This is a genomic window from Caproicibacter sp., assembly GCF_046707225.1.
Classification (GTDB): Bacteria; Bacillota; Clostridia; order Oscillospirales; family Acutalibacteraceae; genus Caproicibacter.
The window spans coordinates 197999-213883 of record NZ_JBJKOP010000032.1; the positions used below are offsets into that span (position 1 = coordinate 197999).

Sequence of the window (15885 nt, forward strand, 5' to 3'; positions counted from 1 at the left end):
GGCGGTCATGCACCTTCCCGTTTTTTACATACGTCCACCCATTGCTTGCTTTTTGACAGATGAAAGAGTTCGTCACAGGAAAGCATCACGCAGGAACTTTCGCTGCCTCCCGCCGGGTAGACCGAATCAAAGCGCGTTAAAGAAACATCACAGTATACCCGGGCGTCCGGCGGGTTGTCGAACGGGCAGACGCCGCCGATCCGGTACCCGGTCAGGGGTTCCACATCTTCCGCGTTCAGCATTTTCGCTTTGAAACCGAATTGTGCCTTGAATTTTGCGTTATCTATTTTGGTGTCTCCGGCAGTTACAATTAAGATGCAGCCTGCTTCGCGGTCGCGGTATAGAGAAATCGTTTTTGCAATTCTCCCCGGTTCCACCCCAAGCGCATTTGCCGCAAGCTCCACCGTGGCACTGGAAACCGGGAACTCCTGCAGGCGGTTCTGCATGGAAAAACGGGACAAATATTGTTTTACCCTGTCAACCGACATGATTTTCATCCTCCTGTTCTGATCGAGTCAATTATAGCATAAAAAAGAAAAAGTATGGCAGTCGTTTTATTTCATTTTATAAGAAAAATCCCCCAAATTCCATATGATAAGATGAATTTCAAACTAAATTAACAATAAATGTATAAAAACATGAATAAACCTCGCACACTTTGCTTGTTTTACTGGACTTTCGGTGAAAAGGTGTTATAATTTAACATAGATTTGCTTTTTTAGGGGGAAGCTGATGCTCAATCAAAAAAGAATCGTTTTGGCGCTGGCCATTTTGCTTTGCGCGGCAGTTTCCGTCACCGGATATTTCTGGGTGAAAACCAGAAAACCCGCTTCCTACGAAAGTGCCGACTTTGCGATGGGCACGTACATTCAGCAGACCGTATATGGAAAAAACGGCGAAGCTGCGGCAAAATCAGCGCTGAGTAAAATAACAGAGCTGGAAAACCGGATTTCATGGCGGATTGACAGTTCCGATGTTGCACGTCTGAACGCCGCCGCCGGGACCGACTGGATCACCATAGATCCGGAGACCGCTTCCATCCTTGCAGCAAGTCTGGACGTGGCGCAGAAATCGGACGGAGCGTACGACCCGACGATTCTACCGGTATCGTCACTCTGGGATTTCGGCGGAGAAAACCAACACGTTCCGCCAAAGTCGGATCTGCAGAAGTATATCAAATATGTTGATTACCAAAACCTTCGGGTGGATCAAAAAAATTCCAAGGCGTCGCTGAAACTGCATTATATGGCGATTGACCTGGGCGGAATTGGAAAAGGCGCCGCATGCGACGATGCGGTTGCCGCTTACCGCAGTGCCGGCGCCGATTACGGAATCATCGCTGTGGGCGGAAGTATCGGGGTTTACGGCACAAAGCCGGACGGGTCCGCCTGGCATATCGCAATCCGCGACCCCGCGACAAAGGATGAAAACGCCGATTCCATGGGGCAGATTGACCTGACCTCCGGATTTATCTCCACATCCGGAACCTATGAGAAGACTTTTACCCAAAACGGCGTTACTTATCATCATCTGCTGAATCCGAAAACGGGATATCCGGAGAACAACGGGCTGGTTTCCGTTACGGTGAAAGCGAATAACGGCGCCATAAGCGACGCGCTTTCGACCGCCTGCTTCGTTCTCGGCCGTGAAAAGGGAGAAAAGCTTCTTTCCGAGTATCACGCGGACGGCGTGTTTATCGATTCCAGCAACAAGGTGTATGTTACCGCCGGGCTGAAAAGCAGTTTTCAGATTACGGGCGGCAAGTACGTTCTTGCGGGCTGATTTTCTGATCCAAGATTCACTTCGGCTCCGGTTCGGGAGGGAAACTCAAGAATCAGCTGCCGTGATTGAATATGTTTTTCATTATTTCATTAGTGTAGTTTAGTATGTATTGGAGGATTTAAACATGGAATTGACTTTTCCAACAAAGCCATTCAAAACGCATGGCGGTGCGGCAGTTCCTCACAGGAAAAATACCGCGCAGATGGAATCTGTCATGCTGCCGCCTCCTGAGCAGGTAGTCTTGCCCATGCAGCAGCACGTAGGTCCGCCCTGCGCTCCAACGGTAAAGGTTGGGGATACCGTTTTGATTGGACAAAAAATCGCCGACAGTTCCGCGTTTGTCAGCGCGCCGATTCATGCGACTGTTTCCGGTACGGTCAGCGCCATCAAAAAGGTGACGCTGTCCGGGGGTCAGTTCATGGATGCGGTTGTAATTGATTCAGACGGTAAAATGGAGGTTTCGCCCGACGTAAAGCCTCCCGTCATCAACAGTCTTGCTGAGTTTCTCAGCGCGGTGCATGAATCCGGGCTGGTTGGTTTGGGCGGCGCGGGCTTTCCCGCGCACGTCAAGCTGAAGGTGCCGGACGATAAAAACGTGGACACGCTGATTATCAACGTCGCGGAGTGCGAGCCTTACATTACCTCCGACAACCGGTGCGCTGTGGAAGACACAGACGACATTTTTGCCGGAGTCCGCGCAGTAAAACACTGGCTGGGGCTGCATCGCGCGATTCTCGCGGTGGAAGGCAACAAGCCGGATGTCATTGCCAAATTCAACTCCTTCCTCAGCGAAAGCAAGGAAGAGTCCGACCGGGAAATCAAGGTTCTCGAGCTGCGTTCCAGTTACCCGCAGGGCGCTGAAAAAGTGCTCATCCAGTCCTGTACGGGCCGCCGGGTTCCCATGGGCAAGCTGCCGGCCGATGCGGGCTGCGTTGTCATGAACGTCACCTCCTGCGCTCATTTGGGCGAATTCCTGAGAACGGGGATGCCGCTTGTCAGCAAACGTCTGACAATCGACGGTTCCGCCATCAACGACCCCAAAAATGTGATTGTTCCGATCGGAACAAACATAAAAACGATTATTGATTTCTGCGGCGGTTACAAGGCGACGCCAAAAAAAATCCTGATGGGCGGCCCGATGATGGGCGTTTCCATCGCGAGCGACAATCTGCCCGTCATTAAGCAGAACAATGCGATTATCTGTCTGGATGAAAAGGAAGCACATAAGCTGGAGCCTTCCGCCTGCATTCGCTGCGGACGCTGTGTTTCCGGCTGCCCGATGCACCTGATGCCGACGCTTCTGGAGCAGAACGCGATTGCCAAGCGTGTGGAGCAGCTGAAAGAACTGGACGTTATGGACTGCATGGAGTGCGGCTGCTGCTCGTTCAACTGCCCGGCGGGCCGTCCCCTGGTTCAGGCGATCCGCCTTGGCAAGTCACTGGTTAGAGCGGAGGGGAAGAAATAATGGAAGAGAAATTAGTCGTATCATCCTCGCCTCACATCAGAAGCGGGGCAACCACTCGGAAAATCATGCTGGATGTGATTCTGGCGCTTGTGCCGGCCGCCATCGCGGCGGTCATCGTGTTCGGGCCCCGCACGCTGCTGATCATCGGCGTTACCATCGCTTCCTGCGTACTCAGCGAATACATATGCCGCAGGGTGATGAAACGGGAGAACACCATTGGCGATTTAAGCGCGGTTGTAACCGGTCTTCTTCTCGCGTTCAACCTGCCCGTTTCCATCAATCCCCTCATGGCCGCTTTCGGCGGAATGGTCGCGATTGTCGTGATCAAGCAGATGTTCGGCGGCATTGGGCAGAATTTTGTCAACCCGGCGCTGACGGCCCGTATCATCATGCTGAACTCTTTTCCGACGCAGATGACAACCTGGGTTCAGCCTCATTCCTATCTTGGCGACGCGGTGACCACCGCTTCGCCGCTCGGCCTTTTAAAAGAAGGCGGCTCTCTTGACCAGATGCCCAGTCTGATGAGCATGTTCGTCGGCAACACCGCGGGCTGCATCGGTGAAACCTGCGCGCTTGCATTGATCCTGGGCGGGATTTACCTTGTGGTTCGCAAGGTCATTTCTCCGGTGATTCCGCTGTGCTACATCGGCACCGCGGCGGTTCTTTCCGCGGTGATGGGCCGGAACGTGATGATAGACCTTCTTTCCGGTGGCCTGATGCTCGGCGCGATTTTCATGGCGACCGACTATGCAACCTCTCCGATCACGGTCAAGGGCCAGGTCATTTTTGCAATCGGATGCGGCGTGATCACGATGTTGATCCGCAATTTCGGCAGCCTGCCGGAAGGCGTTTCCTACTCGATCGTTCTAATGAATATTATTGTGCCGCTGATTGACTCCGCAACACGTCCTGTGGCATTCGGAAAGGAGCCTGTAAAAGATGAAGTTCAACGCTAAAGAGGTTCTGAAACCGACTCTGATTCTTGTACTGATTTGCCTTGTCATGACTGCCTTCCTTGCCGGCACGAACCTGCTGACAAAGGACGCCATTGTTGCACAGCAGGCGAAAGTAGCCGAAGAGTCCCGCAAAGTTGCTTTGCCCACGGCTGACTCTTTTGACAAGTCCACGAAAAGCGATATCTGCTATGTCGGCAAAAAGGGAAGCGATATCGCAGGGTATGTCTTTACCACCGAAGCCGGCAGCTACGGCGGAAAAATTCAAGTCATGACCGGTATTGACAAAGACGGAAAGGTGACGGGCGTCATTCTGCTGAGCACAAGCGACACGCCCGGCCTCGGACTGAATGCGAAGAAAGAGTCCTTCCGGAAGCAGTATCAACAAAAAGCTCCGGACAACGGATTTGAAGTTGTCAAGGGAGGCGGCGCAAAGGAAGGGCAGATTAACGCCATGACAGGCGCTACGATTTCAAGTAAAGCCGTCACAACCGCCGTCAATGAAGCGATCAAGGAATATCAGAAAGTTAAGGGTGGTGAGTGAGATGGCTAAAAACAGTCTGGCACGTGAGTTTACAAAAGGTATTATCAAGGAAAACCCCGTTCTGCGGCTTGTATTGGGATGCTGCGCGACCTTGGCCGTTACAACCGCCGCAAGCAACGCAATCGGGATGGGACTTGCCACAACCTTTGTCCTGGTTTGTTCCAATGCGGTTATTTCACTGTTGCGCAATGTGATTCCCGATAAGGTTCGTATTCCAAGTTATATCGTTGTCATCGCGGGTTTCGTAACGATTGTGCAGATGCTGGTGGAGGCCTTTTCGCCTGCGCTGAGCGATGCTCTCGGCATTTATCTTCCGCTGATTGTCGTTAACTGCATTATTTTCGGCCGTGCCGAAATGTTCGCAAGCAAAAATAAAGTTCTGCCGTCCATTTTCGACGGGCTCGGCATGGGAATCGGTTTTACCGCAACCCTTCTTGCGATGGGAATTATCCGCGAGTTGTTTGGCAGCGGCTCCGTTTTCGGCGTATCCATCCTCTCCGGCTTTATGCCGCCGATCATCGTTTTCCTGCTCCCTCCGGGAGGATTCTTTGTCTTCGGTATCCTGATCGCGATCGCGAACAGGCTTTCCGGTGAAGGCAAAAAAGTGGAAGAGATCGGCTGCGGCGGTTTTACCGGCTGCGCGGGATGCGCGCTCTCGTCAAATTGCTCCCTTATCGACAGTAAAGACAAGGAGGCCGAAACGAAATGATTAAATCGCTTTTCGCCATCATTCTTACGGCAATTCTGACAGAAAACTATATCCTGGATAAATTCCTTGGAATCTGCCCGTTTCTGGGCGTTTCCAAAAACCGCAGCAGCGCAACCGGCATGAGCATTGCCGTTACCGTTGTTATGGTGATTGCAACCGCGGTAACATGGCCGATTTACTACGGAATTCTGGTTCCGAAGGATCTTGCCTATCTGGAAACGATTGTATTCATTCTGGTGATTGCGGTGCTGGTCCAGTTGATTGAAATTATCCTGAGAAAATACATTCCGTCCCTGTACAATGCGCTGGGCGTTTATCTGCCGCTGATTACGACGAACTGTGCGGTGCTTGGCGTAACCATGCTGGTGCTTGACAAACATACGGCGGATCCGGCCGCATACGGATACCTGCAGGCGCTGGTCAATGCGTTCGGCGCCGGTATCGGTTTCCTTGTTGCTCTGGTGATGTTCTCCGGTGTACGTGAAAGAATGGAACTGAACGATGTGCCGAAATTTATGAAGGGTCTGCCGATTACTCTGGTTGCCGCGTCTCTGGTATCCCTGTCGTTTCTCGGATTCTCAGGCCTTGTCAACGGCATGCTGGGTTAAGGAGATGATATAAAATGAACGATATTTTGATTCCAATCTTGATTTTGGTTGTAATCGGTCTTTTGTCCGGCTTGATCCTGGCGATTGCATCCATCGTGATGGCCGTTCCGAAGGATCAAAAGACGGAGGACATCCGTGCGATGCTTCCGGGTGCAAACTGCGGCGCTTGCGGCTATTCCGGCTGCGATGGCTATGCGAAGGCACTGGCGACAGGGGAGGCCCAGCCCGGGCTTTGCACGGTTGGCGGCAGTGATGTTTCCAATTCCATTGCGGCTTATCTTGGAGTTGCGGCTACTTCTGTGGAACCGCATATGTCGGTTGTCCGCTGCCTTGGAAGCCACGACAATACGACGGACCGCGTTGAGTACGAAGGAATTACAAGCTGTGCCGCGGCCGTTGCGGTCGCGGGCGGGCCGACCAGCTGCACTTTTGGATGCATCGGCCTGGGCGACTGCGTAAACGCCTGTAACTATAACGCGCTCAGCGTACGCAACGGTGTGGCAATGGTGGAACCGAAGAACTGCGTTGCCTGCGGACTGTGCCTGAAAGCGTGCCCGCGGAATCTGCTGACGCTGACTCCGGTTAAAAAGCAGGCCATTGTTTTGTGCAGCAACTGTGATAAAGGCAATCTTGTCAATAAAGTCTGCAAGGTTGGCTGCATCGGCTGCATGCGCTGTGAAAAGACCTGCAAATACGACGCGATCCATGTAAAGAATTTCCTGGCGACCGTTGATCCCGAGAAATGCGTGGGATGCGGCGAATGCGTCGATATTTGCCCAAGGCACATTATCGGTCTTTACAACGCTTAAGACTGTTTTAACAGAACCGGAATATCCATTGCGGATATTCCGGTTTTTTCTGATAACGGCCTTGATTTCTCCATAAATTTATTATATAATATGCTAAGTTGTCGTTGAAGAAAAGTGAATATGCCGGTGTGTTGGAATTGGCAGACGAGACAGACTCAAAATCTGTTGTCCGCAAGGGCGTGTGGGTTCGAGTCCCACCACCGGCACCATTATGAATGGCCCTTGAGTGGTCATAACGACAAAAACAGGCTGATGAATATCAGCCTGTCAGTCTGAAGACAAGGTATCAAAGGAATGGTACTTTGTCTTTTTTTAATGCTTTGGGGATGATAAAATATAGACAGGTGATGAGAAGTGCTGAATGAAAAAAGTAATGGGGGCCGAGAGCAGGTCGGCTTTTACTGTATGGAAGATTTGGTTCCGAAAGACCATATTCTGAGAAAAATAGAGAAAGCGATTGATTTCAGCTTTATCTATGATTTGGTGAAAGACAGGTACAGCGAAGACATGGGCCGTCCCAGTATTGATCCGGTGGTGCTGTTTAAAATTGTATTCATTCAATATCTGTTTGGAATCCGCAGCATGAGGCGGACGATCAAAGAAATTGAGGTAAATGCTTCGTATCGCTGGTTTCTGGGATATGACTGGAACGAGCCGATTCCGCATTTCAAGACATTTGGGAAAAACTATACGAGAAGGTTTGAAGGTACAGATATTTTTGCAAAAGAAAAACACGGGTTGAGATATACCTCTCTACGAGGTAAAGCCAAAGTAACGATGCAGGCTTTGCTTACTTTCGCCTGCATGAATCTCAAAAAGCTGGCGATCTGGAAGTTGAGGGACCCGAGGTTCCGACCAAAATCCGGCTTTTCAATTTTATTCTTACTTAAATTAATTCTCCATTCGAATATCTCTGCTAAAAGCGGCGCTTGGAACTTTGTCCCAAACGCCGCTTTGTCTACAATCTGACAGGCTGATGAATATCAGCCTGTTTTTGTTTGTGTGCGATGGTAATAATTTTTATCGATTATTAATTTGACATACAAGATAAAACACCAGTCACTTTCGTGGAAAATGGCTTGCTAAGTTATGCAGTAGTTAAATTTGACTAGACAGTCAGGAGATCAGTTGCCCATTTGTCAGCTTTGCTTAAACTTTCCTCAGAATTTTCCTTGGGTTCTAGAAAGGCCGTCTCACCGGTGAACTTATTTCCCGGGAGTGCTGCCTTTAACTTTGCAAAGCACTTTTCGGCTCCGTTTCCTCCGTGGCTGGCAAACAATGCTATCCGTTTGCCCTGAAGTTTATACTGACTGATAAAACTCTTTATTGGCGGCGTATAGGATCCTGCCCAGACTGGCGTCCCGATATAAATTGTTTCATACCGGTTCAAATCAATCCTGTCGTTTGTAAGCTTTGGCTTCTCGCCGAAAACTACGCTCTTTCCTCCCCAAAAGAACTTCGAAAATCCTTCCGTTGGGTATCTCTTGCTCGTTTTTAATTCAATAATATCTGCGTTTATTGTTTCAGTAATCTTTTCTGCAATGAGTTTTGTGTTGCCGTCAAATGAAAAATATATAACTAATGCGCCCATAACCATTCTCCTTAATTTTATTATACTTGTAATTACTGCTGTTACCGGAATATTCCAAAGCTGATTGCTTTCTTGGGGCATCCGTCGACGCATTCGAGACAGTTTATACATTCAACCGAATCCATGTTTCCTGATTTAACCATCTCAGCTATGCTCAGACCCATTGGACAGTTCCTACTGCATTTTCCACAGGAAACGCAGTCGTCGGGTTTTGCTTTCAGCCTGAATCTCGGGATGTGAAGAAGATCTGCAAGCTTTTCGCCGATAATCATGAATGGAGCCATCCAACAGAGACTGTGGCACATTCCGCGTTTACCGGTCAGAAGTGTGAACAGGTAGATTACAGTCATAACAATTGCATATATGATAATATACAGTATATCAATGTTCACAAGATACAGGAAGTCTCCTTTGAGCGGCCTGTTATGTATCCATAGAAATACAATAAATGAAAACCAAACTGCCCAAATAATATATTTAGAGAGGTTTTTTCCTTTACTGTTCCAACAGCGGTTGTTGGCACCGGAAATATAGTCCTGTACCGCGCCGCCGGGGCAAAACCAGCCGCAGAACAGACGGCTGCCAACGATTGAAAACAGTAGGAGCAGCCCAAAAATCATTGCGCTTCCATTCAACATACCATTTGCTGCCGACATAACGATTACCATGGGCGATAAAAAGAAAAAGGTAATAGGAAACATCAGTGCTGAAAAAACCAAGATACCTTTACGAACTCTTTGTCTCATTACAAATCATCTTCTTTCTTTGAAATTATTTTTTTGGCCTCGACAGCCCAATCTTTCATTGCGGAATAGATATAAACGCCACAGAGTGCTGTTAGTTGGCTGTAAGTGCAGTCCGTTCCCTGCTCTTTGAGTTGGTCGAAAAATTTGATATAACCGTTCAGGTCCTTGACCAGCTTTTCATTTCTTCTGACAAAGTCGTCCAGATGCCCGAGCAGTACTTCCGGTTCAGTGTTGTCGCCGAAGGAAACCTTAAGAAGTATTTCATATCTGAGTTTTTCAATCTCAGGTTCCTCGCGCAGCCAATCCGAAAGCTCTTTCCGACCGGCGTCGGTTATGCTGTATACGATCTGTCCGCGGCCGTTTTCGATCTCCGTATTGTCGGAACTGACGGCCAGACCCTCGGCTACCAGTTTCTTGAGAGTAGGGTATATTTGACCGTAACTCTCCTGCCAGAAATGGCTGTATTCCTGCTCAATCCATTTTTTAATTGTATAACCGGTTTGCGGCATACGCGCCAGCATCCCCAGTACTACATATTTTGATTTTCCTGTGTTTTCTTTCATACGGCATATCTCCGTCCCCTTAATATATCCGAATGATATAACATAAAGATATATATGTCAAGTCAATTGCAAAAATTTTGTTCCCATAGTGCGCAAAACCAGAAGTTATCAGACTATGATTGATCTGTGGAGTTAGCAAAAACAGTCGTAATATTCATTTGCCTGATGCCGAAGATGAACACTCGTCCCAAAAATTGGAGTTTCCCAAATGAAGAGAAGAATGCTCCAACTTTTTCGTAATGCTCCGGACTTGACCATGTCAAGCTCCCGACAGCGGCAACACAAAAAATCCATGTGTCAGAGCTTGAACCCGCAAATGGATTTTTTGCATTTGCTTTAGCAGGTTTTCCAAACATCTTGCCGTTTGAAAAACGAAAATCCGCGCACTACGCGCGTGAGATTAAAAGCTTGAGAAAAGAGCATCACCTTTCTGAAATAATGGCGAGCATTTAAGCCGCCAAAAACCAGAAGAAAGGTGATGCCCCATGGCAAACAGTTTAGCACCAACAAAATGGGTGCGCAGATATCATTTGTGTCCGCTCCGAAATATAGGAGAAAGATAATTTACAACCAGCTGAGGGCTGATATTCAGAAAGACATAAGGGACTTATGCAAATGGAAAGGAGTAGAAATAATAGAAGGTCGTATTTCCCTTATCGCTTGATCGATGCGTCTACGACCTCGAAGTGATATTGAATCGCCTGAACTGCGCCATCCGCGTCGTTGCGGCTCAAGGCCTCCACCAACTTTTCATGCGCCGTATATAGTCGCTCGGCCTGCTCCTTATCCTGCACAATGCTTCCATACATAATCCTGATGAAATCATTGATGGTTGACAGCATAGCCATAAAAAGCGCATAAATCAGCTTGTTCCCGGCAGCTTCACAGAGGAGCGTATGAAACCTTTGATCAAGCAGAGACCCTTTTTCGGCGTCCGGCTCTTCGCGCATCCTTCGCACCAGATCCGCGAGCTTTGCTGTTTGCCGGGGTAAAATGCGGCCTGCCGCCAGGCGCGCCGTCTCCGACTCCAAGCCCCTGCGAAGCTGACTCACCTGCAGATAGTTGGTTTCACCCATCAGCATCATAATTCCGAGTGTTTCACTCAGATTCTGCTCCAGGTCACACGATATAAAGTTCCCCCCGCCGTGCACGCTCGAGATAAAGCCCATCAGGCTCAGCGTTCGCATCGCCTCACGAACAGAGTTTCGGCTTACCCCAAGCAGCTCCGCAAGATCTCGCTCCGACGGCAGACGTTCGCCCCGTTTCAGGTTTCCGCGCCAGATTTCGTCCTTAACATAGTTGATTACCCGTTCATATGCTTTTTCATTTTTTTCCGATTTTATATCCATAGAAGCCTCTCTTTGCAGCGGTACTGTAAATCCGTGATTTTTTCAAAACCAGGTTTTGCGGGTCCCGCCCGAAAAACCGCTGGATTTTATCATTCCATATAACTGCGTATGATAGAATTAATTGTAGCACTATATTGTAACATTTCTTCGCTTTTTTCTCAAGACCACTTCTGTTTTCAGCCAAGATCAGACAGGCCGCCGGCTGAATTCAGCCGGCGGCCTGTCTGATTTTAGTTGGAAAATGGGACGAGCCGATTTATTTGACGCCCATCCATCCCGAAACAACCATCCGCTGCACTTCGCTGGTTCCTTCGTAGATTTCGGTGATTTTGGCGTCGCGCATCATGCGCTCAAACGGATATTCGCGGGTGTATCCATACCCGCCGACCAGTTGCAGGCAGCGACGGGTTACGTCGCTGGCGGTGTCGGCGGCGAACAGCTTTGCCATTGCTGCGAGATGGGAATATCGGTCGCCGTCCTGCTTGGCCTGAGCCGCGCGGTATGTCAGCAGGCGGGCCGCGTCGACATGCGTCTGCATATTGGCCATCTCAAACTGCGTGTTCTGGAACTGACTGATGCGCTTTCCAAACTGTATCCGCTGGTTAAGGTAGGGAATCGTCTGGTCAATACAACCCTGTGCGATGCCGACCGCCTGCGCGGCGATGCCGATGCGGCCGCCGTCCAGCGTCATCATCGCGATCTTAAAGCCCTTTCCGAGCTCGCCCAGCAGGTTCTCTTTCGGTATTTTGCAGTCCTCAAAAATCAGCTCGCATGTGGCAGAGCCGCGAATCCCCATTTTCTTTTCATGGGAACCGATGCGAAAACCGGGCGTGTCCTTTTCGACAAGAAACGCGGAAATACCCTTTGTGCCCAGGCTTTTATCCGTCATTGCAAAGACCACGTACACGGACGCAAACCCGGCATTGGTGATGAAAATTTTGGATCCGTTGAGAAGCCAGCAGTCGCCTTTATCCTCCGCAACCGTGCGCTGCATGGCCGAATCGGTCCCGGCGCCGGGTTCGGTCAGGGCGAAAGCCCCCAGCTTTTCTCCGGAGCATAAATCCGGCAGGTACTTTTTCTTCTGCTCCTCCGTGCCAAAGGCAAAGATCGGCCAGGTGCACAGGGAGGAGTGCGCGGAAAACATGGTCCCGGTGGCCGCGCAGTGCTTTGAAATCTCCTCCACCGCCGCAATATAGGTCAGGTAGCTTATGCCGGCTCCGCCCACCTCTTCCGGGTAGGCCATGCCCATCATGCCCATTTCGGCCAGCTGATGCCAGGTTTCCTCGGGAAAACGCTCCTGATCGTCAATCTCCGCGGCCATCGGCGCGACGGTCTTGACGCAGAAATCATGAAGCATATCCAGAATATCCTGCTCTTCATCGGTAAATTTGAAATTCATAACGGAAGACTCCTTTTCTATAAGATCAGATTACCTCAGGCTTTCGCCTTTTTGATTTCATCTGTCAGCAAGGGTACAATTTCAAAAAGATTGCCCACAAAGCCGTAGTCCGCAATACCGAAAATCGGGGCGTCAAAGTCCTTGTTGATCGCCACGATCACGTCGGACGAGCTCATGCCGGCCAAATGCTGGATCGCGCCCGAAATGCCGCAGGCGATGTACAGCTTCGGGCCGACGGTTTTGCCGGTCTGTCCCACCTGATGGGAATGGGAAATCCATCCCTCGTCCACCGCCGCGCGGGACGCGCCGACAGTGCCTCCCAGTACATCCGCCAGCTCGCGAATCACCCGGAACCCCTCCGTTCCGCCGACCCCGCGGCCGCCGGATACGATGATGTCGGCGCCTTCCAGGTCGACAATTTCGGCTGAAGCTTCGCGGATGGTCTCCAGCAAGGTGGTACGGATTTGGTCCGCGGGGACATGGAAATCCTCACGGATAATTTCCGCTCTGTTCTCGCATGTGTCAGGTTTCTTAAAGACTCCCGGCCGCACCGTCCCGAGCTGCGGGCGGTGGTCCGGGCAAAGGATCACCGCCATCAGGTTACCGCCGAACGCAGGGCGGGTCCAGGCGATGTTGCCGCTGGCCTCGTCAATGTCCAGCGCGGTGCAGTCCGCGGTAAGGCCGGTGCCAAGGCGGCAGGACAGGCGCGGCCCGAGGTCGCGGCCGTTCGGGGTCGCACCGATCAGCATGCTAGTGGGCGCGTATTTTTTGAGCAAATGTGCCAGCGCGGCGGTATAGGCGTCCGTCGTGTACCGCCGGAATTCCTCGCCGTCGACCACGATTACCTGATCCGCTCCGTGCGCGCCCGCTTCCTTCACGGCTGCGTCCGTGCGGCAGCCGATCACAACGGATACCAGCTTGCCGCCCTGTTTGTCGGCCAAACGGCGGCCGGGGTTCAGCAGTTCAATCCCAACATTTTTTGCGGTGCCGTCCTCGTTCGTCTCCAGCAATACCCACAGGTCCTTGGTTTTGGTTTCCATTTCCGATGCCTCTCTTTCAAATCACGTGCGCCTTGCTCAGAAGATCAAACAGCTTGTGAGCGGACGCTTCGACGGTTTCCTCTTTGACCACGACGCCGGCTTCTTTGCGCGGCGGCACATACGTGCGCTTCACCTTTGTGGGCGAGCCCTTCAGCCCGGCGTGCGCCGGGTCGATGCCTGTGAGCTCCGCCGCGGTAAGCTGAGCGATTTGCGCTTTGCGCGCCGCAATTTTGCGTTTGATGGTGGGAAAACGCGGATCAAAAGAAGGCTTTGTGAATGTAATAAGACAAGGCGTCTTCACGCCGATGACTTCCTTGCCGTCCTCCGCCTCGCGGTACACATGAAGGCCGTCGGCTTCCGACTTCACTTCCAGGGCGCAGGTTACCTGAGGATAACCAAGATGCTCCGCCAGCTCCGGGCCAACCTGAGCGGTGTCTCCGTCGATCGCCTGCTTGCCGCAGAAGATTGCGTCGAATTTTTCATTTTCAAGCTCTTCCACTTTGCCGATTGCCTTGCTGAGAATATAGCTTGTAGCCAGCGTGTCGGAACCGCCGAACGCGCGGTCCGTCACCAGGTATGCCTTGTCGGCCGCAATGGCCAGACATTCGCACAGCGCGGTCTCCGCCTGCTGCGGGCCCATGGAAAGAACCACGATCTTTGTGTCGGGCGCGTTGTCTTTGATGCGGGCGGCCGCTTCCAGCGCGTAGCCGTCGAACGGATTGACAATACTCGGGACACCGTCCCGAATCAGTGTGTTGGTGTCCGGATCGATCTTGATTTCATTTGTGTCCGGCACCTGTTTGACACATACCAGAATATTCATTTTATTCCTCCTATAAAAGTCCCTTGTCTCACAGTTTCATGCAGACCTTGCCGGGGTTCAGAATCAGCTTTGGATCAAAGACTTTTTTGATTCCAAGCATCAGGCCCATGTTGACCGAACCCGCCGCTTCCTCCAGATAATGGACCTTGCCGAGACCAATCCCGTGTTCGCCGGAAATCTGGCCGCCGAATTCCATGGTTTTCCGATAAATGGAGTCCAGAAACTCTCTGACCTGCTTTTTAAACTCTTCCCGATCCATATCGGTGGAACATTCGTAGATATGTAAATTGCCGTCGCCTGCATGCCCGAAGTACTTTACCTCAAAATCGTATTTCTTTTTCGCCTCGTCGACAAACTCGACATAAGGAGCAATCTTGTTTACCGGCACCACCACGTCGCACTCGTCGAGCAATTTTGTCTGCTCCTCAATGCCTTCAAGGAAAGACGAGCGAGCCGCCCAGATGTCTTTCAGCTTCGGCGGGGTGTCGGCCACCAGAACATCCAGCGCGCCTTCTTCCAGCAGCATCTCGGAGGCGCTCTCCACAATCGGGTCCAGTTCCTCCATGGAATTCCCGTCGAAAGTAATCAGCAGGTAAGCGCCGATGTCCGTGCCTTCTATTTTGCGCGGAAAAACCTGCTTGCCAAGGTACTGCTCGGAGGAAACCAGAATTTCCTTCTCAAAGAATTCCAGCGCCTGAGGCTGATAGTGCTTCATAAAAAACTTCGGCACAACGGAGATGCAGGCAGCCAGATCCTCAAACGGGGCCATCAGGCTCACCGTAGCCTGCGGAGCGGGGATCAGCTTCAGCGTCAACTCCGTAATGATTCCCAGCGTGCCCTCGGAACCGATCATCAGGTTAATCAGGCTGTAACCGGAGCTCGTCTTGGAGACCGTGCCGCCGAAGTGGGTGATTTCGCCGTTCGGCAGTACAACGGTCATGGTACGAACATAGTCGCGGGTGCAGCCGTATTTTACCGCGCGCATCCCGCCGGCATTTGTGGCAACGTTGCCGCCCAGTGTTGCCATCTTCTCGCCCGGGTCCGGCGGATACATGCAGCCGTGCTTCAGGGCGTCCTCGGCAAGCTGCTGCAGCAAAACGCCGGGTTGGACGGTGACCGCGAAGTTTTCCAGATCGTAAGATAAAATCTTGTTCATGCGCATGGTGCAGATCACAACGCCGCCGCAAATCGGGGTGCACCCGCCCACCAGACCGGTGCCCGCGCCGCGGGTTGTGACGGGAATATCGTGTTCATAGCAGATTTTCATGATCGCGGAGACTTCCTCGGTGCTTTGCGCATCGATAGAAACTTCCGGCATCCGGACCCCGTAAATCGGCATTTCGTCCTTGGAGTAATCGGGGTTGACGTCCGCGCCGGTCACGACACGGCCCGGAGCGGCCTTTTCCAGTTCGGCAATAATCTCCGGAGTTACCTGATGATAGTTTGGCATGGTAAATCCTCCCTCTAAAAATATATTGATGTCTGCTGGTAAGAGCAACTCGGC

At 51.3% G+C, this 15885-nt stretch carries 17 protein-coding genes, 1 tRNA gene and 1 pseudogene; 10 read left to right on the plus strand and 9 right to left on the minus strand.

Going from position 1 to position 15885, the window contains the following annotated elements; genetic code table 11:
- Nucleotides 1-5: 5 nt before the first annotated feature.
- Complete coding sequence (locus ACLQ3M_RS07095) at nucleotides 6-488, minus strand: YbaK/EbsC family protein (protein WP_411676998.1); 483 nt, start codon at nucleotides 486-488, stop codon at nucleotides 6-8.
- A 244-nt stretch (nucleotides 489-732) separates the two neighbouring features.
- Between ACLQ3M_RS07095 and ACLQ3M_RS07100 the strand changes: the two genes are divergently transcribed.
- The 9 genes from ACLQ3M_RS07100 (at nucleotide 733) to ACLQ3M_RS07140 (ending at nucleotide 7839) form a co-directional block, all read left to right on the plus strand.
- Nucleotides 733-1782, plus strand: coding sequence for an FAD:protein FMN transferase (locus tag ACLQ3M_RS07100; RefSeq protein WP_411676999.1), 1050 nt, complete (start codon nucleotides 733-735; stop codon nucleotides 1780-1782).
- A 124-nt stretch (nucleotides 1783-1906) separates the two neighbouring features.
- Nucleotides 1907-3247 (plus strand): electron transport complex subunit RsxC, encoded by a 1341-nt coding sequence (gene rsxC / locus ACLQ3M_RS07105; protein ID WP_411677001.1) that lies wholly within the window; start codon nucleotides 1907-1909, stop codon nucleotides 3245-3247.
- A complete protein-coding gene (locus ACLQ3M_RS07110; RefSeq protein ID WP_066643099.1) occupies nucleotides 3247-4203 on the plus strand; it encodes an RnfABCDGE type electron transport complex subunit D in 957 nt (318 codons plus the stop codon). Before rsxC ends, ACLQ3M_RS07110 begins: the two co-directional genes overlap by 1 nt.
- Nucleotides 4187-4744 carry an FMN-binding protein gene (locus ACLQ3M_RS07115; protein ID WP_411677002.1) on the plus strand — a complete coding sequence of 186 codons (558 nt, stop codon included), beginning with the start codon at nucleotides 4187-4189 and terminating at the stop codon, nucleotides 4742-4744. Before ACLQ3M_RS07110 ends, ACLQ3M_RS07115 begins: the two co-directional genes overlap by 17 nt.
- Nucleotide 4745: 1 nt before the next feature.
- Nucleotides 4746-5453 (plus strand): electron transport complex subunit RsxE, encoded by a 708-nt coding sequence (gene rsxE / locus ACLQ3M_RS07120; RefSeq protein ID WP_066643093.1) that lies wholly within the window; start codon nucleotides 4746-4748, stop codon nucleotides 5451-5453.
- Nucleotides 5450-6061, plus strand: coding sequence for an electron transport complex protein RnfA (locus ACLQ3M_RS07125; protein WP_411677004.1), 612 nt, complete (start codon nucleotides 5450-5452; stop codon nucleotides 6059-6061). Before rsxE ends, ACLQ3M_RS07125 begins: the two co-directional genes overlap by 4 nt.
- Nucleotides 6062-6075: 14 nt before the next feature.
- Nucleotides 6076-6870 (plus strand): RnfABCDGE type electron transport complex subunit B, encoded by a 795-nt coding sequence (locus ACLQ3M_RS07130; protein WP_411677005.1) that lies wholly within the window; start codon nucleotides 6076-6078, stop codon nucleotides 6868-6870.
- Between the two features lie 122 nt (nucleotides 6871-6992).
- Nucleotides 6993-7079, plus strand: a tRNA-Leu gene (locus tag ACLQ3M_RS07135).
- A gap of 196 nt (nucleotides 7080-7275) precedes the next feature.
- On the plus strand, nucleotides 7276-7839 hold the full coding sequence (locus ACLQ3M_RS07140; RefSeq protein WP_411677070.1) for a transposase: 564 nt from the start codon (nucleotides 7276-7278) through the stop codon (nucleotides 7837-7839).
- A gap of 139 nt (nucleotides 7840-7978) precedes the next feature.
- On the opposite strand, the gene ACLQ3M_RS07145 is transcribed toward ACLQ3M_RS07140, so the two are convergent.
- The 3 genes from ACLQ3M_RS07145 to ACLQ3M_RS07155 all read right to left on the minus strand — a co-directional run bounded on the left by ACLQ3M_RS07145 (nucleotide 7979) and on the right by ACLQ3M_RS07155 (nucleotide 9770).
- Nucleotides 7979-8461 (minus strand): flavodoxin family protein, encoded by a 483-nt coding sequence (locus ACLQ3M_RS07145; protein ID WP_411677006.1) that lies wholly within the window; start codon nucleotides 8459-8461, stop codon nucleotides 7979-7981.
- Between the two features lie 41 nt (nucleotides 8462-8502).
- A complete protein-coding gene (locus tag ACLQ3M_RS07150; RefSeq protein ID WP_411677007.1) occupies nucleotides 8503-9081 on the minus strand; it encodes a 4Fe-4S binding protein in 579 nt (192 codons plus the stop codon).
- Nucleotides 9082-9206: 125 nt separating this feature from the next.
- Nucleotides 9207-9770, minus strand: a complete 564-nt coding sequence (locus tag ACLQ3M_RS07155) for a PadR family transcriptional regulator (RefSeq protein ID WP_411677008.1) — start codon at nucleotides 9768-9770, stop codon at nucleotides 9207-9209.
- A 485-nt stretch (nucleotides 9771-10255) separates the two neighbouring features.
- Between ACLQ3M_RS07155 and ACLQ3M_RS07160 the strand changes: the two are divergent.
- Nucleotides 10256-10419 (plus strand): annotated as a pseudogene (locus ACLQ3M_RS07160) (transposase); the annotation flags it as partial.
- A gap of 4 nt (nucleotides 10420-10423) precedes the next feature.
- Here ACLQ3M_RS07160 and ACLQ3M_RS07165 read toward each other — a convergent pair.
- From ACLQ3M_RS07165 to ACLQ3M_RS07185, 5 genes are all read right to left on the minus strand, one after another.
- Complete coding sequence (locus ACLQ3M_RS07165) at nucleotides 10424-11119, minus strand: FadR/GntR family transcriptional regulator (RefSeq protein WP_411677009.1); 696 nt, start codon at nucleotides 11117-11119, stop codon at nucleotides 10424-10426.
- Nucleotides 11120-11375: 256 nt separating this feature from the next.
- Nucleotides 11376-12518 (minus strand): acyl-CoA dehydrogenase, encoded by a 1143-nt coding sequence (locus ACLQ3M_RS07170; protein WP_411677010.1) that lies wholly within the window; start codon nucleotides 12516-12518, stop codon nucleotides 11376-11378.
- A gap of 35 nt (nucleotides 12519-12553) precedes the next feature.
- Nucleotides 12554-13558, minus strand: coding sequence for an electron transfer flavoprotein subunit alpha/FixB family protein (locus ACLQ3M_RS07175; protein ID WP_411677011.1), 1005 nt, complete (start codon nucleotides 13556-13558; stop codon nucleotides 12554-12556).
- 16 nt (nucleotides 13559-13574) lie between these two features.
- Complete coding sequence (locus tag ACLQ3M_RS07180; protein ID WP_411677012.1) at nucleotides 13575-14381, minus strand: electron transfer flavoprotein subunit beta/FixA family protein; 807 nt, start codon at nucleotides 14379-14381, stop codon at nucleotides 13575-13577.
- 28 nt (nucleotides 14382-14409) lie between these two features.
- Nucleotides 14410-15831 (minus strand): FAD-binding oxidoreductase, encoded by a 1422-nt coding sequence (locus tag ACLQ3M_RS07185; RefSeq protein ID WP_411677013.1) that lies wholly within the window; start codon nucleotides 15829-15831, stop codon nucleotides 14410-14412.
- Nucleotides 15832-15885: the final 54 nt, after the last annotated feature.